Genomic DNA, 25813 nt, shown 5'->3' on the forward strand with positions numbered 1-25813 from the left:
CCGCGCGCGATTAGGGGTTCGGCGGCGCGTCGGGTATATTCGTCCGCGCTGCCTGACCCGGGGTTCCCCGGTCGCGCACATGGTGGGTATAGCTCAGCAGGTAGAGCACCTGGTTGTGGTCCAGGATGTCGCGGGTTCAAGTCCCGTTACTCACCCCAGACGCGAAACCCCCTGACATTTCAGGGGGTTTTGTGTTTTCGCAGGGCCTTCGCCTCGTGAGGCGCGGGTGCTGCGTGAGCCCCCGTAGCTCAGTTGGATAGAGCAAGAGCCTTCTAATCTCTAGGTCGCAGGTTCGAATCCTGTCGGGGGTACTCGTCGGTGCGGCGTCGGCCCGAGCGAAGCGAGCGGTCCGCGCCGCACCAACAGATGGCTGGCCAGGAGCCGTCGCGCGAACGTGACTTTGGTCCTGAACTGAGGGGCTGGCGGCGGAAAATTCACGGGGATAGGTTAGGTTTACCTCGCTCAGGTATACCTAACCCGCTCCTTGGGGGTGCTCGTGTTCGGCAACTATCTCGTCGGTCTTCGCGAAGGCCTGGAGGCGTCGCTCGTCGTCGTCATCCTCGTCGCGTATCTCGTGAAGTCGGATCGACGACACCTCCTGCCGAGGATCTGGCTCGGTGTGGGCGCAGCTGTGGGCGTTTCCCTCGCTTTCGGCGCACTCCTCACGTACGGCCCCAACGGCCTGACGTTCGAGGCGCAGGAGGCCATCGGTGGTGGCCTGTCGATCGTCGCCGTCGGCTTCGTCACCTGGATGATCTTCTGGATGGCGCGTTCGGCGCGCACCCTCTCCGGTGACCTCAAGAGCCACGTCGATCGTGCGGCCGAGGCTTCGCGTGCCTCCCTCGTCGTCGTCGCGATGCTCGCCGTCGGCCGCGAAGGGCTCGAGACCGCGCTCTTCCTCTGGGCCGCGACGCAGGCTGCCAGCTCTGGCTCGTCGTCGTCCACCGCGCCGCTCGTGGGTGCCGCGCTCGGTATCGCGACGGCCGTCGTCCTCGCCTTCGCGTTCTACAAGGGCGCGCTCAAGCTCAACCTGTCGAAGTTCTTCACGTGGACGGGTGGCTTCCTCATTCTCGTCGCCGCGGGTGTTCTCGCCTACGGCGTCCACGACCTGCAGGAAGCGCGCATCCTGCCCGGTCTGCACAACCTCGCCTTCGACGTGAGCGACACCATCGAGCCCACCTCGTGGCTCGGCACGCTCCTCAAGGGCACCCTCAACTTCTCGCCGGCCACGACGTGGCTGGAGCTCATCGTGTGGGTCAGTTACGTCGCCGTCGTCATGACGATCTTCGTCAAGCGCGTGCGTGCCTCCCACAACCCCAAGGCCGCGACGCCGGCTTCGACCACTCCCCAGAAAGTGACGGCATGACCACCCGACCCACCCTCGCTCGCAGCGGCGCCCTGCTCGCCGTCGCCGGCCTCGCACTCGCAGGCTGCACGAGCAACTCGTCCTCGTCCGACTCGAAGTCCGGCGACGGCAAGCTGACCGTCTCCTCGACCGCCTCCGAGTGCAAGGTCTCCAAGTCCGAGGCGCCGTCGGGCAACGTCGTCTTCAGCGTGAAGAACGAGGGCGACAAGGTCACCGAGTTCTACCTCCTCGGTGAGGACAAGCTACGCATCGTCGGCGAGGTCGAGAACATCGCTCCGGGTCTCACGCGTGAACTCGTCGTCAAGGCGGCGCCGGGCGACTACTACACGGCGTGCAAGCCGGGCATGGTCGGCAAGGGCATCGCCGCCAAGTTCAAGGTCACCGACTCCGGCAAGGACCTCGCGCCCAGCGGAGCCGACAAGCAGCTCGTCGAGACCGCCGACAAGCAGTACCAGTCGTACGTCAAGGACCAGGCCAGCTCGCTCACGACGCAGACGACGAAGTTCGTCAACCTGTACAAGGCCGGTAAGGACGACGAAGCCCGCGCCCTCTACGCCAAGGCGCGTCTGCACTGGGAACGCATCGAGCCCGTGGCCGAATCCTTCGGCGACCTCGACCCGAAGATGGACCTGCGCGAGGCCGACCTCGAGAAGGGCCAGGAGTGGACCGGCTGGCACCGTATCGAGAAGGACCTGTGGCCGCCGAAGACCGGCTACACGGCCATGTCGAAGGCTGATCGCACGAAGATCGCCGACCAGCTGCTCAAGGACACCAAGACCCTCGAGAAGCGCACGAAGACGACGACGTTCTCCGCCGACAAGATCGGCAACGGCGCGAAGGCGCTCATGGACGAGGTTGCCACCGGCAAGGTCACCGGCGAGGAAGAAGCCTGGTCGCACACCGACCTGTGGGACTTCCAGGGCAACGTCGACGGCGCCCGCATCGCCTGGGAGAACCTGCGTCCGCTGCTCAAGAAGAAGGACGCGTCGCTCGATTCGAGCATCGCGACGAAGTTCGCCGCGCTGCAGAAGCTGCTCGACAAACACAAGGTCTCGGGCTCGGGTGACGACGTCGTCTTCAAGACGTACGACAAGCTGAGTGACGCCGAGGTCAAGGAACTGTCGAATGCAGTCAACGCCCTGAGTGAGCCGCTGTCGAAGCTGACCGCAGCCGTCACGTTGTGAGGTGTGCCTTCGCCCCCGTGCTCGGCGTGGGGGCGAAGGCAAACGCGCGGGAAGCCGCGCGCGAAGGAGGAGAGTGAGCATGGCGAACGTCTCGCGCCGCGGGATGCTCGGCTTCGCCGGTGGTGGAGCGGCACTCGGTGCTGCCGGTTTCGCGGGGGGGTGGGGTGCCTCTCACGCTGCAGCCGATGAAAAGCCGTCGCCGGGGGAGCGCACCTACGACTTCTTCGGGGAACACCAAGCGGGCATCGTGACGCCCGCGCAGGACAGGCTCTACTTCGCGACGTTCGACGTCACTGCCACGACGCGCGACGAACTCGAGTCGCTCCTGCGGGCGTGGAGCCTCGCCGCCGCACGCATGATGCGCGGCGAGACGGCCTCCGACGAGGCCACCGCCTACGACGCGCCACCCGCCGACACGGGTGAGGCCGAAGACCTTCCGCCGTCCGGCCTGACGATCACCTTCGGCTTCGGCCCGACGCTGTTCCGCGACGAGAAGGGCAAGGACCGGTTCGGGCTCGCGGACAAGCAGCCCAAGGAACTGCGCGAACTGCCGCACTTCCCGGCCGACAAGCTCGACCCGCGCCGCAGTGGCGGCGACATCGCCGTTCAAGCCTGTGCCGACGACCCGCAGGTGGCCGTGCACGCCATCCGCAACCTGTCTCGCATCGCCTTCGGACTGGCCGCCATCCGGTGGGCGCAGCTCGGTTTCGGGCGTACCAGTTCGACGTCGACGAGCCAGGCCACGCCGCGCAACCTCTTCGGCTTCAAGGACGGTACGGCCAACATCAAGGCCGAGAGCCGTGACGTTGTCGACGACCACGTGTGGGTCGGCCGCGGTGACGACCCGAAGGCCGACTGGATGACAGGCGGCTCCTACCTCGTGGCACGTCGCATCACGATGCACCTCGAGACCTGGGACCGATCGAGCCTGCGCGAGCAGGAAGCCATCATCGGGCGTGACCGCCCCGAAGGTGCGCCGCTTTCCGGTGGCACGGAGTTCGACGAGCCGAAGTTCGATGTGAAGGGACGCGGGGGCGAGCCGCTCATCGCGAAGAACTCGCACGTCTTCCTCGCCCACCCGAAGAACAACGGCGGCGCGCAGATGCTACGACGCGGTTACAACTTCACCGACGGAAACGATGCCTTGGGACGACTCGACGCGGGGCTCTTCTTCCTCGCCTACGTGCGGCGGCCGTCACGCCAGTACATCCCCATGCAGATGCGGATGTCGCGTGAGGATGCGCTCATGGAGTACCTCAAGCACACAGGTTCCGGCTTGTTCGCCGTGCCGCCGGGAGTGCCCAAGGGCGGCTTCGTGGGTCAGCAACTCTTCACATCCTGACGCGTTCCGAGTTGAGTGCGCGCCAACGGCATACGAGACTGTACGGGTGAACGAAGTTTTCGACGGTGCGCGCCTGCACCGCGCCGTGGGCGAGTTGCGTGCCGCTGTCGCCGCCAACGCCCTCCCTTTCGAGACGGCTGACGTCGCCAAGCAGCGCCGCGAGCAGGGGGAGCTCGTGTCGCAGCTCGACGACTACGTCCTGCCGCGCCTCGAATCCCTCGACGCCCCGCTGCTCGCCGTCATCGGTGGCTCGACGGGCGCAGGCAAGTCGACGCTGGTCAACTCCATCGTGCGTGAGCAGGTGACACGCTCCGGCGTCCTGCGCCCGACGACGCGAGCCTCGGTGCTCATCCACCACCCCTCGGACGCTCAATGGTTCACCGGCGAGCGCGTCCTGCCGGGTCTCTCGCGCATCACCGGCGCTGCGACGCAGGGTGACGACCCGTCGTCGCTGCGCCTCGTCGCGTCCGCCTCCGTGCCCCGCGGTCTCGCGCTGCTCGACGCCCCTGACATCGACTCGGTCGTCTCCGCCAACCGCGACCTTGCGCGCCAGCTGCTTTCCGCGGCTGATCTGTGGCTCTTCGTCACGACCGCTGTCCGCTACGCCGACGCCGTGCCGTGGGAGATGCTCGAGCAGGCCATCGACCGCGGGACGTCCGTGGCCGTCGTGCTCGACCGCGTGCCTCGTGACGCGATGGAGGAGGTGCGCGCCGACCTCGCGCGCATGCTCGCGGCGCAGGGCCTCGGCCAGTCGCCGGTGTTCGCCGTCGCAGAATCGCCGCTCGAAGAGAATGGCATGCTGCCGCACATCGAGGTCGAGCGTATCTCCAGCTGGCTGCACTCGCTGGCCAACGACGCCCTGTCGCGTCAGGTCGTCATCCGTCGAACGCTCGACGGGGCACTCGACTCCCTCGACGGGCGCGCCCGCGGTGCTGTCGCCGCCGGACGCGCGCAGCACGAGGCGGCGACGACGTTGGCCGGCGCCGCGTCCGAGGCTTACTCCGAGCAGCTGCGCGCGGTCGAGGAAGGCCTCAAGGACGGCACCCTGCTGCGCGGCGAGGTGCTCGCGCGCTGGCAGGAACTCGTCGGTACCGGCGAGCTGCTCAAGCAGTTCGAGGCCGGCGTGAGCAAGCTCCGCGATCGTGTCACCGGCTTCTTCCGCGCCCGCACCGAGACCGCTGCTCCGGCTCGTGATCTAGGGGAGGCCCTCCAGTCCGGTGTCGCACAGCTCGTCACGTCGCACGGAGAATCGGCTGCCCTCGACGCGGGCCGCGCCTGGCGACTCGACCCTGCGGGCAAGCCGATCATGGCCCGCCACCCCGAACTGAACGCCGCGAGCCCCGAGCTCACGTCCACGGTCGAACGTCTCGTCCGCGACTGGCAGGGCGATGTGCTCGACCTCGTGCGGGAAGAGGCAGGCGACAAGCGCACGACAGCGCGCTTCCTCGCCTTCGGCGTCAACGGCATCGCCGTCATGCTCATGCTCATCACGTTCGCCTCGACGTACGGTCTGAGCGGTGCGGAGGTCGGCATCGCGGGAGGCTCGGCCGTTCTCGCGCAGCGCCTCCTCGAAGCGATTTTCGGCGACCAGGCCGTTCGTACCCTGGCGAACCGGGCCCGCGGCATGCTGCTTGAGCGCATCACCGAGCTGTTCGAGCGTGAGGAGCAGCGCTACGACGCAGCCCTCGCAGAGGTCGCGCTCGCTCCAGGCGCCCCCGAGCGCATCGAGAAGGCCCTCGCGGCCGTGAAGGACGCACGATGAGTTGGAACCCGTTCGCCCGCGGTAAGCGCGAGGAGCGCCCCGTCGTGGCCCCGGTGTCGCGCGAGGAGGTCGACGGCCGCGCCGGCGCTCTCCAGCGCGCGCTGACGCTCGGCGGGGCGGCTCTGCCCGCCGACGACGTCGCAGTGGCTCGCAAGCTCCTGGCGCGCGTCGCCGAACGTTCGCGCCTCGGGGGCGACCACACCGTCGTCGCCTTGGCCGGCGCTACGGGCTCCGGCAAGTCGAGCTTGTTCAACCTCCTCGTCGGGGAGCCCGTCTCCCGCATCGGTGCGCGACGTCCGACGACCTCGCGCGCCTCCGCCGCCATCTGGGGCGAGAGCGTGCCGGGAGAACTGCTCGACTGGCTCGACATCTCCGCACGTCACCAGGTGCACCCGAGCATGCCGCGCTACGTCGAGCTCGACGGCCTCGTGCTCCTCGACCTTCCCGACTTCGATTCCCGCGTGCGCGAGCACCGTGCCGAGGCCGACCGCGTGCTCGAGATGTGTGACCTGTTCGTGTGGGTCACCGACCCGCAGAAGTACGCCGACGCCGTCCTGCACGAGCAGTACGTGCGCCAGCTGGCCGTCGCGAAGGCGACGTCCGTCGTCGTCCTCAACCAGGTCGACCGGCTCACGCCCGAGGCCGCGCAGAGCTGCCTCGCCGACCTCACGCGTCTGCTCGAGGAGGACGGGCTGACCGATGCTGTCGTTCTGCCGACCTCGACGATCGCCACGGGTGGCGGCGAGTTGCTCATCGACGCCCTCGCCGACCTCGTGCAGTCGAAGAACGCCTCCGACCGACGTCTGGCCGGCGATCTGCGGCACCAGGCACAGCGCCTCAACTCGCACGTCGGAGCCGTTCGTCCCCAGCGGGTCACCGGATCGAACGACGAACTCGTCTCGGCGCTCGCAGACTCCGCCGGTGTCAACGTGGCGCTCGACGCTGTGGAACGCGACTACCGGGTCGAAGCGGCCCGCCGCACCGGTTGGCCGTTCACGCGCTGGACGCAGAACCTCAAGGCCAAGCCGCTCTCCCGTCTGGGTCTCGATACCCAGGCCGAAGCGAACCTCAGCCGTGCGGACCGCCGCATCGCTCTCGGAAAGTCGTCGCTGCCGCCGGCGAGCCCCGCTGCCCGCGCAGCCGTCGATCTCGCGACGCGGCGCCTCGGCGAGCGGGCCTCCGACGGGATGCCTGCTCCGTGGGCCGACGAGGTGCGCGCCGCCGCCACGCCGCGGGACGGCTCGATGGCCGACGCGCTCGACCAGGCCGTGATGCGTACCCCTTTGCGCGGACGTTTCCCCGCGTGGTGGGGCGTTGCCGCCGTACTCCAGTGGATCTTCGCCGCGGTGGCGCTCGCGGGGGCCGTGTGGCTGCTCGTGCTCTTCGGCTTCAGCATGATGCAGATCCATGTCGGAGTGCCGACGCTCGGTGGCGACTGGTTGCCGATTCCGCTCGTCATGCTCGTGGTCGGGCTGTTGCTCGGCTTCCTGCTCGCCCTGTTGGCGCGATCCCTTGCCCGCGCCGGTGCGGCGCGTGCTCGCGACGACGCTCGTGAGCGCCTGTACGCGGCCATCACGGAGGTTGCCCAGGAGCGCATTGTGGCGCCGGTCGCCGCAGTCGTGACGCGTCACGACGACACGGCGAAGGCGCTTGCACAAGCCTCGGAGTAACTCTCACCTGTGGAAAGGCCTCCCCGGACACGTTCCGGGGAGGCCTTTCCACACCCTCGAAGGCTCTGCCCTGGTCAGGTGACGGGCGACGTTCCTAGCGTCGTCGGCGTGGGTGAGTGCCCGTCGCCGAACCCGGTTCGGTGCACACGAGGAGGAGAGAGTCATGAACGAAGTGAAGGTCGATGTCAGCGGCACCGTGGTGAGCGACCCCGTCCTGCGGGAAACGCGGGCCGGTGATCCCTTCGTCAGTTTCCGCATCGCGGTCAACCCGCGCCGCTGGAACGCCGAGGACGGTTCGTGGAGCGACGGCGAAGCGCAGTTCTTCAGCGTCACGGCCTTTCGGGCGCTCGCGGGCAACGCCTACCACTCGCTCACCAAGGGCCAGCACGTCATGGTCACCGGGCGCTTGCGGCTCACGCAGTACGAAGCGCGTGACGGCGAACTGCGCACGAGCGCACAGATCGACGCCCACGACATCGGGCCGTCGTTGCGGTTCGGTCATAGCACGTTCACCAAGAGCGTCCGGCCGGTCATCCCGAGCAATGACCGTCTGGCCGACGACGCCGTCACCCTCGCCATGCGTGAGCTGGAGGGTGACCTCGCGCCGGATGAGGGCGACAGCGATGCGCGGCAGGACGCGGTGACCGAGGGCAAGGAGGTCGGTGCGGCCGACATGAACGGCCAGGCGGACACCGGCGACGCCGCGACAGAACAGGGAGAGCGGCTCGCCTCGTGAGCGAACGCGACGGCGTGCGTGTCAGGAGCCCGGACCCGTGAGCCCGGTCTCCGGCGTCGGAACAGGGCGGGTGCGCAGTGACGAGTCGCGCCGTGCCGCGCGAAACAGATAGCCTCTGAGCCATGGCAGAGTTCATCTACACCATGACCAAGGCGCGCAAGGCCGTTGGCGACAAGGTGATCCTCGACGACGTCTCGATGTCGTTCTACCCGGGAGCGAAGATCGGCGTCGTCGGCCCGAACGGCGCCGGCAAGTCGACCATCCTCAAGATCATGGCCGGCCTCGACCAGCCGAGCAACGGCGAAGCACGCCTGTCGCCCGGCTACTCGGTGGGCATCCTGCTGCAGGAGCCGCCGCTCAACGAGGACAAGACCGTGCGCGGCAACGTCGAAGAGGGTCTCGGGCAGATCAAGCAGGATCTCGACCGCTACAACGAGATCTCCGCCGAGATGGCCGAACCGGACGCCGACTTCGACGCCCTCATGGAGGAGATGGGCAAGCTCCAGGAGAAGATCGACGCGGCTGACGCGTGGGATCTCGACAGCCAGCTCGAGCAGGCCATGGACGCCCTGCGGTGCCCGCCCGGTGACGCAGACGTCAGCGTGCTCTCCGGTGGCGAGAAGCGCCGCGTCGCCCTGTGCAAGCTCCTGCTGCAGAAGCCCGACCTTCTCCTGCTCGACGAGCCCACCAACCACCTCGACGCGGAGTCCGTCCTCTGGCTCGAGCAGCACCTCGCCTCCTACGCCGGCGCTGTGCTCGCCGTGACCCACGACCGGTACTTCCTCGACAACATCGCCGGCTGGATCTGCGAGGTCGACCGCGGCCGCCTCTACCCCTACGAGGGCAACTACTCCACCTACCTGGAGAAGAAGCAGGAGCGCCTCACGGTCCAGGGCAAGAAGGATCAGAAGCTCGCGAAGCGCCTGAAGGACGAGCTCGAGTGGGTCCGCTCCAACGCCAAGGCTCGCCAGACGAAGAGCAAGGCCCGCCTCGCCCGCTACGAGGAGATGGCTGCCGAGGCCGAGCGCACGCGCAAGCTCGACTTCGAGGAAATCCAGATCCCGCCGGGCCCGCGCCTCGGCGCCCAGGTCATCGAGGTCACCGACCTCAAGAAGGGCTTCGGCGACCGCGTCCTCATCGACGGTCTGTCGTTCACGCTTCCGCGTAACGGCATCGTCGGCGTCATCGGCCCGAACGGTGTCGGCAAGACGACGCTCTTCAAGACCATCGTCGGCCTCGAAGAGCCCGACGGGGGCACCGTCAAGATCGGTGACACGGTCTCGATCAGCTACGTCGACCAGAACCGCGGCGGCATCGACTCCGAAGCCACCCTGTTCGAGGTCGTCTCCGAAGGAAACGACCACATCCAGGTCGGTCAGGTCGAGATCCCGGCCCGTGCGTATGTCTCGCAGTTCGGCTTCAAGGGGCCGGACCAGCAGAAGAAGGCCGGTGTCCTCTCCGGTGGTGAGCGCAACCGCCTCAACCTCGCGCTCACCCTCAAGCAGGGCGGCAACCTGCTCCTTCTCGACGAGCCGACCAACGACCTCGACGTCGAAACCCTCGGCTCCCTCGAGAACGCGCTGCTCAACTTCCCGGGCTGCGCCGTGGTCATCAGCCACGATCGCTGGTTCCTCGACCGCGTCGCGACGCACATCCTCGCCTACGAAGGCACCGACGAGAACCCCTCGGCGTGGTACTGGTTCGAAGGCAACTTCGACGACTACGAGAAGAACAAGATCGAGCGCCTCGGTGCCGAAGCCGCACGCCCCCACCGCGTGACGCACCGCCGCCTCACGCGCGATTAGCCGATCATTGGCCCGTCTTCCGGGTTGAGTTCCTCGGTGCGACAGGCAGCCTCTCCCTTGCGCCGTCTTCCGGCGAACTGACCTCGCAAGCTCGCTCAGTTCGCTCGGTGCGACAGCGCGTCGGGCGTCGCTTCACGAAAGCCCACGGTGTGACCCTCGCAAGCTCGGTCACACCGTGGGCTTTCGTGCGCTCCGAGTCCGCTTCCAGCGTGGTTCCGCTTGTGTTGTCGGGGCGGCTCCGAGGGTGTTGGGCTCGTGGCCTCTCAGGTTCAGGCGAGGGGGAGCCGCCGAAATTGGGTCAGTGACCCTGCAGACGGCTGTGTGAGGGTTACCTAAGTTAGGGTGGCTGCGTCCTACCCCGTGCGAAAGGGAACCATGTCACCCTCGTTCGAGCGCCTCGTCGTCAACGCCTTCGGCGCCAAGAACACCGAGCTGGTCGTGCTCGGAAGCGAACCCCTCACGCCTCACTACCACCGCGTGCACGTCGACTGCGGCGACTTCCTGCGCAGCCACGGGGTGCACCCGTCGATGTGGCTTCGCCTGTGGTTCGACGACGACGGCAAGGACCACCAGCGTGCCTTCACCCTCGTCGACGCCGACGAGGCGAGCGGCCGCGCCACCCTCGAATTCGCGCTCCACGACGGCGTGGCCGCTCGTTGGTCGCAGAACGTCACCGCCGGCACCCGCATTCGCGCGTCCTTGCTCGGCTCCAAGTGCCCCTGGCCGTCCGAGAAGCCGGCGCCCGGAACGTCCTGGGAGCGAACGGTCCTCATCGGCGGTACGGCGTGCGTACCTGCCATTCGGTCATTGCTGGATCACTGGTCCGAGGCTCCGGCAACGGTGCTCCTGCACAGCGAGTACGACGACGACCGCGACATTCCACTCGGCCTAGCGGCCGCTACAGACGTCGAGTGGTTCGCCATGGGCGACGAGGCGCTGCTCACTCGCACGCACGACTTCGCGGGCGAAGCCACGACGCGCTTCTGGGTCACGACTGAGGCCTCGGCCACGCGAGCCGTCGTGCGAGCCCTGCGCAAGGATCACGGTGTCGGTAAGGAACGGATCCACGCCCAGGCCTACTGGAGCGCCGCCGGCTGACTCAACCGCAGTGGCGGGCGAGGCGCAACTCCAGGTTGGCCTTCGCGCTCGGCCACTCGTGGGAGAGGATCGAGTAGACGACGGTGTCGCGCAGCGCGCCGTTGCTCTCGAGGCGATCGGCGCGAAGGACACCGTCGAGATGTGCGCCGAGTCGCTCGATGGCGGCGCGTGACTGCTGGTTGGACCAACTGGTCTCGTACCGGACGGCCGCACACCCGGCCGTCTCGAAGGCGTAGGTCATGAGCAGCAGCTTGCTCTCGACGTTCGTTCCGCTGCTGTGCGCCGACACGCGATTCCACGTGTAGCCGATCGACACGCGCGGTACCTCGGGGCGGATGTCGTAGAACGCCGTACTGCCCAGCACGACGCCGTCGGACGTGCGCACCGCAGCGAACGGCACCATCGAACCCTCGTCCTTGAGGCGCAGACGGTCGTCGATCATCTGTCCGACGGCGTCCGGGCGCGGCACGGACGCGTACCACCGGGTCCACATCTGCCCGTCGTTTGTCGCCTCGACGAGCCCGTCGTGGTGATCGTGGGAGAGGGGCTCGAGGCGCACCAGGGAGCCGGAGAGGGTGATGTCGCGATCGATGTCCGTCATGGCCCCACCTCACACCCTTCCTCGGCGAAAGTCACGCGCGGTCCACCGTGTGGGTGCGACGAGCGCGTCCAGGAGGTCAGTTCAGGACCGACAGATCCTTGATGCGCATCATGCCCTCCTGCGCGACCGTCGCGATGAGCGTGCCGTCACGGGTGAACATCCGCCCCGTGCCGAGCCCGCGTCCGCCCTGGGCCGACGGCGAATCCTGCGCGTAGAGGATCCAGTCGTCGAGGCGCACCGGGCGGTGGAACCACATCGCGTGGTCGAGGCTCGCAGCGCGGAAGCCCGGCGTCACCCAGGCAACCCCGTTCGCGCGCATCGCCGACTCGAGCATCGTGTAGTCGGAGGCATACGCGAGCACGGCGGCGCCGAGCAGCGGGTCGTCCGGGATGGCGCTCAACGTGCGCATCCACAGGTGCTGCTGCGGCGTGCGTTCGGATGCGGGCTGCAGGTAGAGCGCGCCCTCGACGTGACGGACGTCGACCGCCCGCCCGTGCGCCCAGTGCTGCGCGATCGGGTGGTCGATGTCGCCGACGACGTCCGCTGTCGTCGGGAGGTCGAGCGGGTCGGTGACCTCGGGCATGGGGACCTGGTGGTCGATGCCCTGGGCCTCCTCCTGGAAGCTCATGATGACGCTCATGATCGGCGCGCCGTTCTGGATGGCGTGGACGCGGCGCGCGGAGAACGAACCGCCGTCGCGCAGCCTCTCCACGGCGAAGTGTACGGGCTGCATCGAGTCGCCGGGGCGCAGGAAGTAGCCGTGGAGGGAGTGGATGAAGCGGGGCGGCTTCCCGTCTCCGGGTGTCACCGTGCGTCCTGCTGCGATGACGCACTGGGCGAGAACCTGCCCCCCGAAGATCCGGCCGTGTGGCTGCGGCTGGGACTCACCGACGAAGACGTCGGCGCGGCTCTGACCGAGGTCGGCGAGGCTCGTCTGGGCGCTGAACGTGGCGCTCACGGTTGCATTTCCGACCGGCTGCAGGTCGAGTACGTGCAGCAGCGAAGCCATGGGGTCGACCGATTCCTGCGTTTCATCCTTGTTTTCGCTCACCCGCAGAGGTTACCCACCGGAAACGAGGCTTAGTGAACGTTTGGTGGACGGCGGCTGCACGGTTCGTCACCCGACGCGCCACAATGCAGGTATGAGTTTCGCTCCCGAACGCTGCTCCGTCGTCCCCGTGCCCTTGCGCTGGTCCGACATGGATGCCTACGGGCACGTCAACAACGTGCAGTTCCTGCGGCTCCTCGAGGACGCCCGCATCCTCGCCTTCGCCGAATGGTTCGGGCGTGCTCGATCGGTCGTCGGTGAGGGAATCATCGTGGCGCGCCACGAGATCGAGTACCGCGCGCCTCTCGTGTTCCGCATCGAACCGATCGAGGTCGCCATGTGGGTGACCCGGCTGACCGGCGCGTCGTACGACATCGGCTACGAGGTGCGCGACGCAGGTGCCGGCTCGACGACGTACGCCCTCGCGGAGACGACCCTCGTCGGCTACGACTTCGAGGCCGAGCGCCCGCGTCGGCTCGATCCGATCGACCGTGAGAGCCTGTCCAGCTTCCTCGGCCCGGCGGTGACGTTCCGCCACAGCAGCGCGAAGCGCTCGTCATCATGACGGAGGTGCTGCACCTGGCCGATGGTGAGACGGCGGGTGACCTCGCCACTTTCGTCTCACGCGCCCTCACTCTCGAGGACGACGGCGCCATCCGCCTCCAGGCAGACGGCACGACCCTCGCCACCTGGGTGGGTGTGCGCAAGGGACGCGGGCTCATGGGCGAAGGAACCGTCGTCGGGCTGCGCGTGCTGCGGTTGGCGCAGCCGGTCGCCCGCCCCCTCGACACCGTGGTGCCGCTTCGCGCGATCAGTGACCGGCTGGCGCGTCGGCACAACGCGGACCCCCGCGTCCTCGACGTCCCTCCGACCACCGTGCGCACGACGTGGGCCGCGGTGACGCCGCCGCGCGCCGGGTGGGCGCCACTCGCTCGGTTGCCGCTCGCGGATCTCGTCCAGGTCGCCCGTGACGGTATCGCCGAGGTGGCCGAGGGCACGCCGCAGGGGGCGGGAGCGGCCGCCGTCGAGCAGCTGCGCGAGAAGGTCTGGAACCGGCCCATCGCGGGAGATCTGGGGGGTGCCGACGGGCTTCCGGCGGGCGCGGCGCTCGGCATCTACGCACTCGGCTTCGCCATCGGTTCGGAGGCCCACGTGTTCGGCACCGCGCGCTGGCACCGGGTGTCGACGTCCGTCGGCCACGTGCTCGTGCGCTGACGCCTCGATAGGGTCGTCGCATGACGCGTACATCCGACGACCGCCGCCTTCCAGCTCCGTCCACGCCCGACCCTCAGGAGGCTCCCGGCCTCGCGTGGGGCGTCATCGCACCCGGCGGCATCGCGCGGACATTCGCCTCCGCCATCGGGGCCGAGACGCAGCAGCGCATCGTGGCCGTGGGATCGCGCAGCGTGGAGCGAGCTCAGACCTTCGTCGACGAACTCGCTCCGGGAGCAACTGCGTACGGCTCGTACGACGCGTTGGTCGCGGACTCCTCGGTCGACGTCGTGTACGTCGCTTCCCCTCACAGCGAGCACCGCGATCACGCACTGGCGGCCATCCGCGCCGGCAAGCACGTGCTCGTTGAGAAAGCCTTCACGCGCAACGCGACCGAAGCGCGTGAGGTGTTTGATGCGGCGCGCGAAGCGGGGGTCTTCTGCATGGAGGCCATGTGGTCACGCTTCCTGCCCCACTACGACGTCGTTCGTCGTGCGGTGGACACCGGACTCATCGGCGACCTCAAGTGGATCGCCGCCGACCATGGCCAGGCTCTCCACCCCGACGGCCCGCAGCGGCTGAGCGATCCTGCTCTCGCCGGAGGGGCGCTGCTCGACCTCGGGGTCTACCCCCTGTCGTTCGCCGCGATGCTCGTACCCGAGTTCACCACGGTGAGCGCCCGGGGGACGCTCACCGATGAAGGCGTCGACGAGTCCGAGGTCATCGTGCTCACGGCTGCCGACGGCGTCGTCGCCCAGGCTGCGACGACGATGGCCACCCAGACACCGAACACGGCCGTCGTCGCCGGCACGAAGGGACGCCTCGAGATCGACGGCTGGTTCTACTTCCCGACGCGAGTGCGGCTTCTCGCGAACGATGGGCAGCTGCTCGACGAGTACCGCTCCGCCGACACGATCCACGCCCTCCACTACGAGGCCGCCGAGGCGGCGCGCCTCATCGCGGCGGGGGATCGCGAGTCGCCGCTCATGACCCACGCCGAAACGCTGCGTGTCATGGACCTCATGGACGAGGTGCGTCGTCAGCTGGGCGTCGTCTACCCCGGCGAGTGACCTCACGGACTCGTCGCTTCGCCTCTGGACGGAACTGAGTGAGCGTTGCCCCGGTGGAGAACGGTCTCGGCCGGGGCAACGTTCGTGAGGGATGGGTCGGTCAGGCGCGGGTGAACCACACCGTGACGTCGGTCGGCACCGTGAGGTCGTCACGCTCGTCGCTGCGCACGACCACGACAGCACCATCGGGCAGCGTCGTGTCCGCACCGAAGTTCGTCACACACCACAGGTCCTCGTGGCCATCACGCGAGTTGACGAAGACGACCGTGTCGGCTGGCCCCTCCACCCACGTGAGGGTGCCCTCACCGAGGCGACGGGCGCGGCGTTCGCACAGCATGTGGCGGTAGAACTCGAGGGTCGATCCGGGCACGCCGTCCTGCTGGTCGACGGCGAGGTCGCCGTAGACGTCGGGCTGCGGCAGCCAGGGGGCGTCTGCGGAGCCGAAACCGAACGACGGAGCGTCCTTGACCCAGGGCATCGGGACGCGGCAGCCGTCGCGGCCGGCTTCGGTGTGACCCGAACGCTCCCACGTCGGGTCCTGACGGGCTTCGTCGGCCATCGTCGTGTGCTCGGGCAGGCCGAGCTCCTCACCCTGGTAGAGGTAGGCGCCGCCGGGCAGGGCCAGTTCCAGAGCCGTGGCGGCCTTGGCGCGACGCAGGCCGAGCGCGGCGTCCGGCTGCGGGTCCTCGGCACGAATGCCGTTGGGGCGCGGTTCACCGATCGGCAGTGCCAAACGCGTGGCGTGACGCACGACGTCGTGGTTGCTCAGCACCCACGTCGTCGGTGCCCCGACGGCGTCGTTCGAGGCGTACGAGGACGTGATGCTCTCGCGCATGTCGGCGGCGCGCCACGGCGTTTCGAGGAAGGCGAAGTTGAAGGCCTGGTGGAACTCGTCCGGGCGTACGTAGCGCGCGAGACGCTCCGGCGGGTTGACCCAGGCCTCCGCGCACATCGCCCGGTCGCCGGCCGAGTCGTAGCCGTCGGCGTCGACGGGGTTGTAGGAGTCGAGCACCTCACGCCACGCGCGGTAGATCTCGTGGACGCCGTCCTGATCCCACATCGGGCCGCCGTTGTCGTGGTTCGCGTCGGAAAGTCCGGCCATCTTGGCGTGAGCGGAGTGGTCGGGCAGGCCATCGGCCTTGACGAGGCTGTGGGCCACATCGACGCGGAAACCGTCGACACCCCGATCCAGCCAGAACCTCAGGATGGAGAGGAACTCGGCTCGCACGGCCTCGTTGTTCCAGTTGAAGTCGGGCTGCTTGGGGTCGAACAGGTGCAGGTACCACTGCTCCGGGTTGCCGTCTGCGTCCGTGACGCGCGTCCAGGCGTTGCCGCCGAAGATGGCCTTCCAGTCGTTCGGCGCCTCCTCGCCGTTCTCGCCCTTGCCGTCGCGGAACATGTAGCGCTCACGCTCCGGCGAACCGGGGCCGGCCGCGAGGGCGGCCTTGAACCACTCGTGCTCGTCGGAGGAGTGGTTGGGCACGAGGTCGACGATGACGCGCAGGTCGAGTTCGTGGGCGCGTGCGATGAGGTCGTCGGCGTCGCTGAGCGATCCGAAGAGCGGGTCGATGTCGCGGTAGTCGGCGACGTCGTAGCCGGCGTCCGCCATGGGCGAGCGGTAGAAGGGGGAGATCCACAGGGCGTCGACACCGAGGTCGCGCAGGTAGGGCAGCTTCGAGGTGATGCCCGGCAGGTCGCCGACGCCGTCACCGTTCGAGTCGACCCACGAGCGCGGGTAGACCTGGTAGATCGTCGACGAGCGCCACCACTCGGCCTCTGGCGTCTGGTCGTGGGCGGGTGCGGACTGGCTGTTCCAGGTGGTCGTTTGGCTCACCGACCCAGTGTGCCAACCGAGGTCTGCCCACGCGAAACGCGTTTCACCGTTGGGCGGCAGGGCCAGACTCAGCGGATCGGGTTCTCCGGTTCAGGGCCGGGGGTGTTGACGAGGCTGTACGCAGCACGCACGAGGTAGTCGCGCAGGAGCGCATCGAGTTCCGGCTCGAGATCGACGGCGTCGCAGGCAGCCATGATGTGGGTGAGCCAGCGGTCACGCTGCTCCGGTGTGACGGCGAACGGCATGTGACGCATCCGCAGGCGCGGGTGCCCGCGCTCCTCGGAGTACGTCGTCGGGCCGCCCCAGTACTGCTCGAGGAACATCTCGAAACGGTGCTTCGCCGGTTCGAGATCCTCCTCGGGGTAGAGCGCGCGCAGTTTCTCGTCCGAGGCCACGCCGTCGTAGAACACCTCGACGAGACGGTGGAACGTCGCGTGGCCTCCGAACCTCTCGTACAGGGTTGCCTCACTCATGTGCCCAGTCTTTCACCCGCCGCCGATTACTTGACCGGCGGCAGGTTCGGGTTGACGCCGACGTAGCCCGGCACGAGCGGTGGAGCCTTCACCCCGGCGTTCTCCAGCGCGATGACCGCGCGGCGTCGCAGTTCGCGCGTCACACCGAAGTTCTCGTTCGGTGCCGTCTTGGCGATGATCCGGAAGGTCATCGCGCCTCCTCCGACCGATTCGACACCCGCGACGTCGGGGCGCTCGATGAGCTTGGCGCTCCACGTCTCGTCCTGCCACAGCGCGTCGACGACCTCGTCGAGCACCGAGGTGACCTTGTGAATGTCCGCGTCGTACGACACCGGGACGTCGACGAGCGATGTCGACCACCCCTGGGAGCGGTTCGCGACGCGGATGATCTCGCCGTTGCGCACGTACCAGACGACGCCGTTGGCGTCGCGCAGCCGAGTGATGCGCAGCGTCACCTCCTCGACGGTGCCGACGGCTTCTCCGGTGTCGATGACATCGCCGACGCCGTACTGGTCCTCGAAGATCATGAAGATGCCCGACAGATAGTCCTTGACGAGCGACTGCGCACCGAAACCGACGGCGACACCTGCCACGCCGGCGCTCGCCATGAGCGGGCCTAGCTGGATGCCGAGCTGCGCGGCGACCGTGAGGGTGGCGACGGCGAGGACGACGACCGTCGTCACCGACCGCAGGAGCGAGCCCATCGTTGCCGCGCGCTGTCGGCGGCGTTCGTCGTCGAGGCCAGCGGCGGCCCGCAGACGGGCCCTCGCGGGGGAGAGAGCGCCCTCCTCGCCGACGACCTCCGGCGTGGTGCTTCGCGTCTCCATCGCGTGGACCGCGCGGGTGATGGCCCGGTGCAGGATCCAGCGCACGGCCAGGGCTCCCAGGACGACCACGACGATCTGCAGCGGAGTGCCGACCAGCCACTCCCATCCCTCGGGCAGGGAGGCGGCGTGGGGGACGAAGGACGGTGCAGCCATGCCTGCCATCCAACCATCCCGCCGAACGTCTGGAACGGCCAGGAGCGTCTGCCAGAATTGCCCTATGCCCGGCACTCCTTCCCTCAACGAACTCGCGAACGCCCACGGCGTTGCCACCCATGTCCGCGACGGCTCGGGACGCGCCCGAGCGGTCGCGCCGGAGGTCGTCGAGGCGGTGCTCACCTCGCTGGGCGTCGAATGCAGCGAAGACGCGGCGCCGAGTGCCGATCGCCATGGAGGAGGCACGCCTTCCGTGGTGGGCCTTCCTGACGCACTCGTCCTGCGCGAGTCCTGGACCCCGAGTGTCACGCTCACCGTGCCCGCGACCGCTGAGTTCGAGGCGCGCATCGTGCTCGAGGACGGCAGCATCGTCCCCCTCGAGCGTGACGATGAACTCGACGCTCCATCGGACACCGGCAGCGAGTCCGAAGGTGAGGACGAGGACAAGAGCGAAGATGGGGAGGACGAGAGCGACGCAGCCGGCGAGAGCGACAGCACATCTCCTCAGGTCGTCGACCTCGACCTGCCCGGCGATCTTCCTCTGGGCTACCACGAACTTCAGGTGAGCGCAGGGGGCCGTCGTCACGTCCGTCCGGTCGTCGTCACGCCCGCGACGATGACCCTGCCGCCCGATCTGGCCGCCAAGCGCGGCTGGGGAGTGGCCGGCCAGCTCTACGCCGTGCGGTCCGAGCGCTCGTGGGGCATCGGCGATGCAGCAGACCTCGCCGAACTCGGCACATGGGCCGCCCGAAGCGGTGCGGACTACGTCAACGTCGGCCCGGTGAACGCGGCCGATCCCGTGCCCACGATCGACCCCAACCCGTATCGCCCCGCGAGCCGTACGGCGCTCGACCCTCTCGCGATCCGCGTCGAGGAGGTGCCCGAGATCGGTTATCTCTCGGCCGCGGAGCACCAACTCGTCGAGTGGCACGGCGACGACGCCCGCCGTCTCAATCTCACGGACGAGGTAGACCGCGACGCGGTCTGGGAGTCGAAGCGAGCCGCGTTGCGGATGATCTTCAACGTCGAGCGTTCCCACCGCCGTCGTCGCGACTTCGGGCACTTCGTCGAGTCCGAGGCGGGTTGGCTGTTCGACTACGCGACGTGGTGCGTCATTGCGCTGAAACACGGTCTTCCGGCGAGCACATGGCCCGAGGAACTGCAGAATCCGCGCAGCCCCGAGGTAGCCGCCTTCCGCGAGGAGCACGCCGACGACGTCGAGTTCGAGGCGTGGCTGCAGTGGGTCGCCGGCGCACAGTTCGCTGATGCGCAGCGTGAGGTGAAAGCGGCCGGCATGCGCATCGGTGTCATGCACGACATCGCTCCTGGCATCATCGACGGTGGCTTCGAGGAGTGGGCCTGGCCGGAGGCGTTCGCCGCCGACATGCGTCTCGGAGCGCGCGCCGCGGACGGCACGGTCGTCGATCTCGGCCTTGCTGCGATGAAGCCCTCGGCGCTCGCCGAGAACGGCTACGCACAGTGGCGTGACGTCGTGCGTCGCACCCTCGCTCGCAGTGGCGCACTGCGGGTGGAGCGCATCGGCACCCTGTTCCGCCAGTGGTGGATACCGCAGCCGTCGGCGGCCGAGAACGCTGCGGACGCGGGTACCTACGTTCAGTTCGACCACGAGGCACTCATCGGAATTCTGCTGCTCGAGGCGCATCGGGCGGGCGCGCTCGTCGTGGCCGGTGACGAGGACGAAACCGAGCCGTGGATCCGCGACTACCTCGCCGAGCGCGGTGTCGTTTCCTCGGCCGTGCTCCTCGACGACACCGAGGGGAGCGGCTCGCGAGACCCGAAGAAGCTGCCCGAGCTCGCCATGACCTCGCTCGGCGCCAAGGACGCGCCCCCGAGCGCAGCACTGCTCACGGGATCTCACCTCGAGGAGGCACGTCGATACGGTCTGCGCGACGACCACGCTGCCTACGAGGAGCGCGCCGGGAAGCGTCGCAAGGCTCTCGTCGAGGCCCTCGCGGCGCGCGGTCTCATGACGCCGCGCGCGAGTGTGGAGGACCAGGTGGGGGCCCTGCACCGTTATCTGGCATCGGCCCCGAGCCTGCTGCTCACGGTCCGTGTCGCCGATCTCGTGGGCGATCAGCGCATCGTGGGCGAGCACGGCGTCACCCACGTGCATGCCCTGTGGCGTCGCCCCGTCGCGGGCCCTGACGAGTCGGGGGTGAGCTTGGACGATCTCATGACCTCGCGTCGTGCCAAGCGGGTCATCCGGGTGGTGCGGGCGCGCAGCTGAGCCTCGAGCACGGCTCGACGAAGGGGCCCCCGACACGAATCGTGTCGGGGGCCTCCTTCCGGTAATCAGTCCGGATCAGGCGCGAGCGTCGAACTCCTGCGCCGTGACGGCTCGGGCGACGGCGTCACGGTTCTCGGCGACCGTGCGCACGAGACCCGCGGGGGAGTCGCTGTGCGACGAGAGCCACTGCTGCGCGGCGTCGAGCAGCTGCGGTCCGGCCAGCGCCATCGGGAACAGCGACGAGATGCCCAGCTCCGCGATGTGGTGGGTGCGCCCTGCCCAGTAGTCCTCGGCCATCGCGAAGTACTTCTCGACATACGGCTCGAGCAGGCTCACGTCGTGAACGTGTCCGAATCCCGCCGCCGTCTCGGCGATCGTCTGGTTGGCCAGCTCGTCGGAGTCGACGACGGACGACCATGCGGCCGCCTTCGCCTCGGACGTCGGCAGCGACGCGCGAGCTCGTGCCGCGCGTTCGGCACCCGTGGCCGTGTTGTCGCGGGCCAGTTCGGCGTCGATCTCCGCGGCGTCGGCGGCACCTGCAGCGGCGAGCGACGTGAGCAGCGTCCAGCGCATCTCGGTGTCGACGGTGAGACCGTCGAGGGTGCGCTCACCCGAGAGCAGCGCACGAACGAACGCAACATCTTCCTCGCTCTGGGCGAAGGATGCGAACGTCTGCACGAGCTGCAGCTGGGCGTCGCTGCCGGCTTCGGCTTCCTCGGCCAGGGAGCGCAGCCCGCCCGTCGCGTCGGCGACGAGCTTCTCGCGCTTGGCGGGCGCCGAGTACGTGAGTGCGGCGGTGGACATCTGGCCGAGCAGGGTGCGCAGCAGCGTCGAGTCGTCCTCGCCCGGCAGGGTCGCAAGCGCCATGCGGACGAAGTCGCCCGCCGGCATCTGCGCATCGCGCGTCATGTCCCAGGCCGCACCGAGCACGAGCGCACGGGGCAGCGAGCTGGTGAAGGCGCGCGGGTGAGCAATGGCGGTGGCGAGGCTGCGCTCGTCGAGACGGATCTTGGCGTAGGCGAGGTCGTCGTCGTTGACGAGGAGCAGATCCGGCTGCTCCACCCCGACGAGCTCGGTGACCTCGGTGCTCTCACCCGTGACGTCGAGCTCCACCCGCTGCGTACGCACGAGGGTGTCGCCCTCGAGGCGGTAGCACCCCACGGCGAGACGGTGGGGGCGCAGCGTCGGCAGTTCGTTCGTCGCGCTCTGTTGGATGAGCACGCGCGTCATGACACCGGAGCCGTCGACCTCGACGACCGGGCGCAGCGTGTTGACGCCGGCCGTTTCGAGCCACTGCTTCGACCAGGACGACAGGTCGCGGCCACTCGTCGATTCCAGCTCGCCGAGCAGCTGGGGCAACGTCGTGTTCTGCCACGCGTACTTCGCGAAGTACGCGCGCAGGCCGGCGGTGAACGACTCGCGCCCGACGTAGGCGACGAGTTGCTTGAGCACCGAGGCGCCCTTGGCGTACGTGATGCCGTCGAAGTTCACCTCGACGTCGGCGAGGTCACGGATCGGGGCGACGATCGGGTGTGTGGAGCTCAGCTGGTCCTGGCGGTACGCCCACGCCTTCTCCGAGGTGCCGAACGTCGTCCAGGCGCTCTCCCAACGGGTGGCTTCGGCCTGCGCCGTCGTCGAGGCCCACTCGGCGAACGACTCGTTGAGCCACAGGTCGTTCCACCACTTCATCGTGACGAGGTTGCCGAACCACATGTGGGCGAGCTCGTGCAGCACGGTGAGGGCGCGGCGCTCGATGATGGCCTCGCTCACCTTGGCGCGGAAGACGTACATCTCCGTGAAGGTGACGCAGCCCGCGTTCTCCATGGCGCCCATGTTGTACTCGGGCGTGAAAATCTGGTCGTACTTAGTGAACGGGTAAGGCTGGTCGAACTCGTTCTCGAAGAACGCGAAGCCGCGCTTGGTGATGTCGAAGATCTCGTCGGCGTCCATGTGGGGCGCGAGCGACTTGCGGCAGTAGACGCCGAGCGGCACGGTGCCCGCGCGGGACGTCACTTCGTCGGTGTACTTCTCGTACGGGCCGGCCACGAGGGCCGTGATGTAGCAGGAGATGCGCGGCGTCGCCCCGAAGCGCCACGTGGCCGCCGGCTCGGTCTCACCGTTGGGGCCGGTGTAGGTCGTCTCCGCCGGCTGCGGCTCGGGCGTCGGCTCGTTGGAGAGCACCTGCCAGCGGGCCGGGGCGGTGACGGTGAAGGTGAAGCTCGCCTTGAGGTCCGGCTGTTCGAACACGGGGTACATGCGTCGCGCGTCGGGTACCTCGAACTGGGAGTAGAGGTAGACCTCGTTGTCAGCCGGGTCGACGAAGCGGTGGAGGCCCTCACCCGTGTTCATGTACCGGCCGACGGCATCGACGCGAACCTCGTTCTCGGCCGCGAGGTTCGGCACGCGCACGCGGGCGCCGTCCCACTCGACGGCGATGTCCTCACCGCCGACCACCACGCGGTCCACGCTCTCGCCGAGGAAGTCGAGCCAGGTCTCACTGCCCGGCGTGGCGCTGAAACGGACCGTCGACGACGTCGTGAACGTCTCGGCTCCCGTCGTGAGGTCGAGCGTGATGTCGTAGGAGTCGACAGCGATGTTGGCGCTGCGCTCCAGGGCTTCCTCGCGTGTGAGGTTCGAGCCGGTCACGGCGTCGGTTCCTTCCTGAAGGCGATGGGGGGAGGCGACGCAGTTCGCTGAGGCGCGCTCGCGCCCGAGTGGTCGCCGTCGACCATCCTTGCACGGGGGTGAAGGTGGCAGGATGGATTGCACGAGCGTTTTTCGCGGTACGACCCGCGGGCCGAGGCGTGCCGCGCTCGAACGTGCTCGACCAGCTCCACGACCCGCTCGACCGAGAGAGAAACATGCGCATCCACGTCGGTGGCGACCACGCCGCCTTTGAAACCCAGCAGGCCCTCGTCGACTTCCTCACCGCTGAGGGGCACGACGTCGTCAACCACGGGCCCACCGAGTACGACGCGGAGGACGACTACCCGGTGTTCGTGCTGCGCGCGGCCGAGGCGGTGCGTGACGACGCCGACTCGCTCGGCTTCGTCCTGGGCGGTTCGGGCAACGGCGAGCAGATGGCGGCGAACAAGGTCGAGGGTATTCGTGCGGCCTTGTGTCTGACGCCGGAGTTCGCCTCCTTGGCGCGCGAGCACAACGGTGCGCAGATCGCCTCGATCGGTGGCCGCTTCGTCACGATCGAGCAGGCGAAGGAGATTGCCCGCACCTTCATCACGACGCAGTTCACCGGCGTCGAGCGTCACGCGCGCCGCATCGCCATGGTCGAGGCCTACGAGACGGACGGCACGCTGCCGCCGCTGTGAGTCACTGACACCCGAGCGCCGGGCCCCGCATGCCGTGCGGGCCCGGTGCTTGCGCTTTGTCCACAGGCGCCTCGTGAGACGTTTGTCACCCCGGATAGAATGGCATCTGTGGTTCTTGACGTCACGAGCGAGCGGGTGCGCCCCCAGCGGTCGGTGCGCCGCATCGTGACGCCCCGGCGCAACTCCTCGCGCCTGCTCGCGGCGGTCATCACGTTCCTCACCCTCGTCGCGACACTGGCCGGTATCAGCTTCCCCGGCACGGTTTCCCAATCGGTTTTCGTGCCGCTCATCGTGTGCGCCGGGTTCCTCCTGTCGGGGCGCACCCTGGCTCGGGCCATCGCCGTCGTCGTGGCGGGTTACCTCGTGGTCGTCGCGTACGCCTGGGGTGATCGCGCCGTCGAGTGGTCGGTGGCGTGCGTCGTCCTCGCCGTCGTCGGCCTCGTGTTCTTCGTGACGCGCAACGTGCAGGCACTCGGTGTGCCACTCAGCGTGGGTTCCGGCATGCTCAAGGACCTTCGCGAGCGGCTCGACCGTCAGGCACTCGCCCCCGAACTTCCCGACGACGTGCGTATGGAGCACTGCGTCCTGCCCGCGAAGGGTGGGGCGTTCAGCGGCGACTTCGTCGTCTGCGCCCGACACGGCGACCAGCTCGACGTGGCTCTCACCGATGTCTCCGGCAGTGGCCACTCCGCAGGGATGCGCGCGCTGCTCCTCTCGGGTGCACTGAGCGGGTTGCTCGGGGAAACGGATCCGGCCGGCTTCCTGCCGGCGGCCAACCGCTACCTCATTCGTCAGGGCTGGCGTGACGGTTTTGCCTCCGCCATCCACATCGCCCTCGACCTGCGGACCGGCTCGTACAGCATCGGGACCGCGGGCCACCCCAGTGCGGCGCACTACCACGCGGACTCGCGCCGCTGGGAGATGGTCACCGGTGCCGAGGGGTTGCTCCTCGGCCTCTTCGAGCAGGGACGGGACGACTTCTCCCGTGCGGCAGGGATGCTCGCGCCGGGTGATGTCGTCGTGTTCTACAGCGATGGCGTCGTCGAGGGTCCCGGCGGCGACATCACCGCCGGGACGCAGCGCCTGCTCGCCATGACGCAGTCGGCAATCAGCGAGGGTCTCACGGGCGGCGCTCATCGCATCTGCACGACCTCCGCCGCCCTGGGCGGCGACGACGACCGCTCCGTCGTCGTCATCTGGCGCGACGGCAACCGCCGCTACCGACGTCCGATGCTCTGAGCCACGCAGGAACGTTCGCCGCAAAAGGGCGTGGTCGGGCGCGCTCGCCCCGGCGCACAGCAAAAGGGCCCCTCGGACGCGTTGTCCGAGGGGCCCTTTTGAAGTTTCAGGCGTCAGCCCGAGATCACTGACCGCCGCCGAGGCCGTCGAGCTTCTCGTTGGCGAAGTCCTGACCCTTGTCGATCTTGTCAGCGTGCTCGCCGCCCGTACGGTCGTCGGCGAAGTCACCCGCCTTCTCGACGCCCTGGTCGAGCTTGTCGGGGTTCTGCTCGGCGAAGTCGCTGGCCTTGTCCTTGGCGCTGTCGAAGATTCCCATGCTGATCCTCCTGTGTAGTCGGAACACTGTGCCGGGGGTTCCCGGACTTGGTTCCCACCCCAACACAAATTCAGGTCGGAGTCGAGAGTTCGCGTTCACCATGTGGCGCAAACTGCGACCTGACGCGGCGCGGGCAGCTGCGGTGCGCGAGGCGCGCATCGAGTGCGCTAGCATGTGGGCCGAACATGCGGGCGTAGCTCAATGGTAGAGCCTCAGTCTTCCAAACTGATTACGCGAGTTCGATTCTCGTCGCCCGCTCCACACCGCGAACGGCGGCCCTCACCACGAGGGCCGCCGTTCGTCGTTCCTGGCAGGTGCCAGAGCCGGTGAGGCCGCGGCTTGTGCGAGAATGCGGTGTTCACACGAGGTTGTGAGCGGGGTATGGCGCAGCTTGGTAGCGCGTCCGCTTTGGGAGCGGAAGGCCGCAGGTTCGAATCCTGTTACCCCGACCGTTAGCATGGACAGAAGTTCATGTACGGCGAGCCGCGCCGTGCAATGAGGCG

Annotated in this window: 21 protein-coding genes and 4 tRNA genes; 18 read left to right on the plus strand and 7 right to left on the minus strand. The window is 68.4% G+C overall.

All coding sequences use genetic code 11. The features are described from left to right. Positions 1–82 precede the first annotated feature (82 nt). From AA983_RS05830 to AA983_RS05875, 10 genes are all read left to right on the plus strand, one after another. Positions 83–158 (plus strand) — tRNA-His (locus AA983_RS05830). A gap of 79 nt (positions 159–237) precedes the next feature. Next, positions 238–311: transfer RNA gene (locus tag AA983_RS05835), tRNA-Arg, on the plus strand. A 185-nt stretch (positions 312–496) separates the two neighbouring features. Continuing rightward, a complete protein-coding gene (gene efeU, locus AA983_RS05840) occupies positions 497–1366 on the plus strand; it encodes an iron uptake transporter permease EfeU (RefSeq protein ID WP_047311650.1) in 870 nt (289 codons plus the stop codon). Beyond that, entirely contained in the window at positions 1363–2550 is a 1188-nt protein-coding gene (gene efeO, locus AA983_RS05845) for an iron uptake system protein EfeO (protein WP_047311347.1), read from the plus strand. The genes efeU and efeO overlap by 4 nt, the downstream gene beginning before the upstream one ends. Before the next feature lie 79 nt (positions 2551–2629). Further along, a complete protein-coding gene (gene efeB / locus AA983_RS05850) occupies positions 2630–3892 on the plus strand; it encodes an iron uptake transporter deferrochelatase/peroxidase subunit (protein ID WP_047311348.1) in 1263 nt (420 codons plus the stop codon). 46 nt (positions 3893–3938) lie between these two features. Further along, complete coding sequence (locus AA983_RS05855; RefSeq protein WP_047311349.1) at positions 3939–5654, plus strand: dynamin family protein; 1716 nt, start codon at positions 3939–3941, stop codon at positions 5652–5654. Continuing rightward, positions 5651–7324, plus strand: coding sequence for a GTPase family protein (locus AA983_RS05860; RefSeq protein WP_052946926.1), 1674 nt, complete (start codon positions 5651–5653; stop codon positions 7322–7324). Before AA983_RS05855 ends, AA983_RS05860 begins: the two co-directional genes overlap by 4 nt. A gap of 163 nt (positions 7325–7487) precedes the next feature. Next, on the plus strand, positions 7488–8060 hold the full coding sequence (gene ssb / locus AA983_RS14720) for a single-stranded DNA-binding protein (RefSeq protein ID WP_052946927.1): 573 nt from the start codon (positions 7488–7490) through the stop codon (positions 8058–8060). Between the two features lie 122 nt (positions 8061–8182). After that, positions 8183–9865 (plus strand): energy-dependent translational throttle protein EttA, encoded by a 1683-nt coding sequence (ettA, locus tag AA983_RS05870; protein WP_047311350.1) that lies wholly within the window; start codon positions 8183–8185, stop codon positions 9863–9865. 375 nt (positions 9866–10240) lie between these two features. Then, entirely contained in the window at positions 10241–10963 is a 723-nt protein-coding gene (locus tag AA983_RS05875) for a siderophore-interacting protein (RefSeq protein WP_047311351.1), read from the plus strand. 1 nt (position 10964) lies between these two features. On the opposite strand, the gene AA983_RS05880 is transcribed toward AA983_RS05875, so the two are convergent. Continuing rightward, positions 10965–11564 carry a GNAT family N-acetyltransferase gene (locus AA983_RS05880; protein WP_047311352.1) on the minus strand — a complete coding sequence of 200 codons (600 nt, stop codon included), beginning with the start codon at positions 11562–11564 and terminating at the stop codon, positions 10965–10967. A gap of 76 nt (positions 11565–11640) precedes the next feature. Next, positions 11641–12615 carry an acyl-CoA thioesterase II gene (locus tag AA983_RS05885; RefSeq protein WP_322612607.1) on the minus strand — a complete coding sequence of 325 codons (975 nt, stop codon included), beginning with the start codon at positions 12613–12615 and terminating at the stop codon, positions 11641–11643. A 91-nt stretch (positions 12616–12706) separates the two neighbouring features. On the opposite strand from AA983_RS05885, the gene AA983_RS05890 reads away from it, so the two are divergent. Genes AA983_RS05890 through AA983_RS05900 form a run of 3 tightly spaced genes read left to right on the plus strand, consistent with a single transcriptional unit; the run spans position 12707 to position 14894 of the window. Next, on the plus strand, positions 12707–13177 hold the full coding sequence (locus AA983_RS05890; protein ID WP_047311653.1) for a thioesterase family protein: 471 nt from the start codon (positions 12707–12709) through the stop codon (positions 13175–13177). Beyond that, positions 13174–13827, plus strand: a complete 654-nt coding sequence (locus AA983_RS05895) for a hypothetical protein (RefSeq protein ID WP_047311354.1) — start codon at positions 13174–13176, stop codon at positions 13825–13827. Before AA983_RS05890 ends, AA983_RS05895 begins: the two co-directional genes overlap by 4 nt. Positions 13828–13847: 20 nt before the next feature. Continuing rightward, positions 13848–14894 (plus strand): Gfo/Idh/MocA family protein, encoded by a 1047-nt coding sequence (locus tag AA983_RS05900; RefSeq protein ID WP_047311355.1) that lies wholly within the window; start codon positions 13848–13850, stop codon positions 14892–14894. 100 nt (positions 14895–14994) lie between these two features. Here the strand turns inward: AA983_RS05900 and AA983_RS05905 are convergent, their stop codons facing one another. From AA983_RS05905 to AA983_RS05915, 3 genes are all read right to left on the minus strand, one after another. Next, entirely contained in the window at positions 14995–16728 is a 1734-nt protein-coding gene (locus AA983_RS05905) for a glycoside hydrolase family 13 protein (protein ID WP_047311356.1), read from the minus strand. A gap of 68 nt (positions 16729–16796) precedes the next feature. After that, complete coding sequence (locus AA983_RS05910) at positions 16797–17201, minus strand: globin (RefSeq protein ID WP_047311357.1); 405 nt, start codon at positions 17199–17201, stop codon at positions 16797–16799. 26 nt (positions 17202–17227) lie between these two features. After that, on the minus strand, positions 17228–18181 hold the full coding sequence (locus AA983_RS05915; protein ID WP_047311654.1) for a mechanosensitive ion channel family protein: 954 nt from the start codon (positions 18179–18181) through the stop codon (positions 17228–17230). Positions 18182–18245: 64 nt separating this feature from the next. On the opposite strand from AA983_RS05915, the gene malQ reads away from it, so the two are divergent. Beyond that, entirely contained in the window at positions 18246–20429 is a 2184-nt protein-coding gene (malQ, locus tag AA983_RS05920; RefSeq protein WP_047311358.1) for a 4-alpha-glucanotransferase, read from the plus strand. A gap of 75 nt (positions 20430–20504) precedes the next feature. Here the strand turns inward: malQ and pepN are convergent, their stop codons facing one another. Then, complete coding sequence (pepN, locus tag AA983_RS05925; protein WP_047311359.1) at positions 20505–23075, minus strand: aminopeptidase N; 2571 nt, start codon at positions 23073–23075, stop codon at positions 20505–20507. A gap of 215 nt (positions 23076–23290) precedes the next feature. On the opposite strand from pepN, the gene AA983_RS05930 reads away from it, so the two are divergent. Together AA983_RS05930 and AA983_RS05935 are read left to right on the plus strand one after the other, a co-directional pair. Then, on the plus strand, positions 23291–23755 hold the full coding sequence (locus AA983_RS05930) for a ribose-5-phosphate isomerase (RefSeq protein ID WP_047311655.1): 465 nt from the start codon (positions 23291–23293) through the stop codon (positions 23753–23755). Between the two features lie 108 nt (positions 23756–23863). Continuing rightward, complete coding sequence (locus tag AA983_RS05935; protein WP_052946928.1) at positions 23864–24994, plus strand: PP2C family protein-serine/threonine phosphatase; 1131 nt, start codon at positions 23864–23866, stop codon at positions 24992–24994. A gap of 124 nt (positions 24995–25118) precedes the next feature. Here the strand turns inward: AA983_RS05935 and AA983_RS05940 are convergent, their stop codons facing one another. Further along, positions 25119–25310, minus strand: a complete 192-nt coding sequence (locus AA983_RS05940) for an antitoxin (protein ID WP_047311360.1) — start codon at positions 25308–25310, stop codon at positions 25119–25121. A gap of 187 nt (positions 25311–25497) precedes the next feature. Here AA983_RS05940 and AA983_RS05945 point away from each other — a divergent pair. Next, a tRNA-Gly gene (locus tag AA983_RS05945) sits at positions 25498–25571 on the plus strand. A gap of 114 nt (positions 25572–25685) precedes the next feature. Then, positions 25686–25759 (plus strand) — tRNA-Pro (locus AA983_RS05950). The last annotated feature ends 54 nt before the right edge of the window (positions 25760–25813 follow it).

It is taken from the genome of Dermacoccus sp. PE3 (assembly GCF_001021715.1).
Classification (GTDB): Bacteria; Actinomycetota; Actinomycetes; order Actinomycetales; family Dermatophilaceae; genus Dermacoccus; species Dermacoccus abyssi.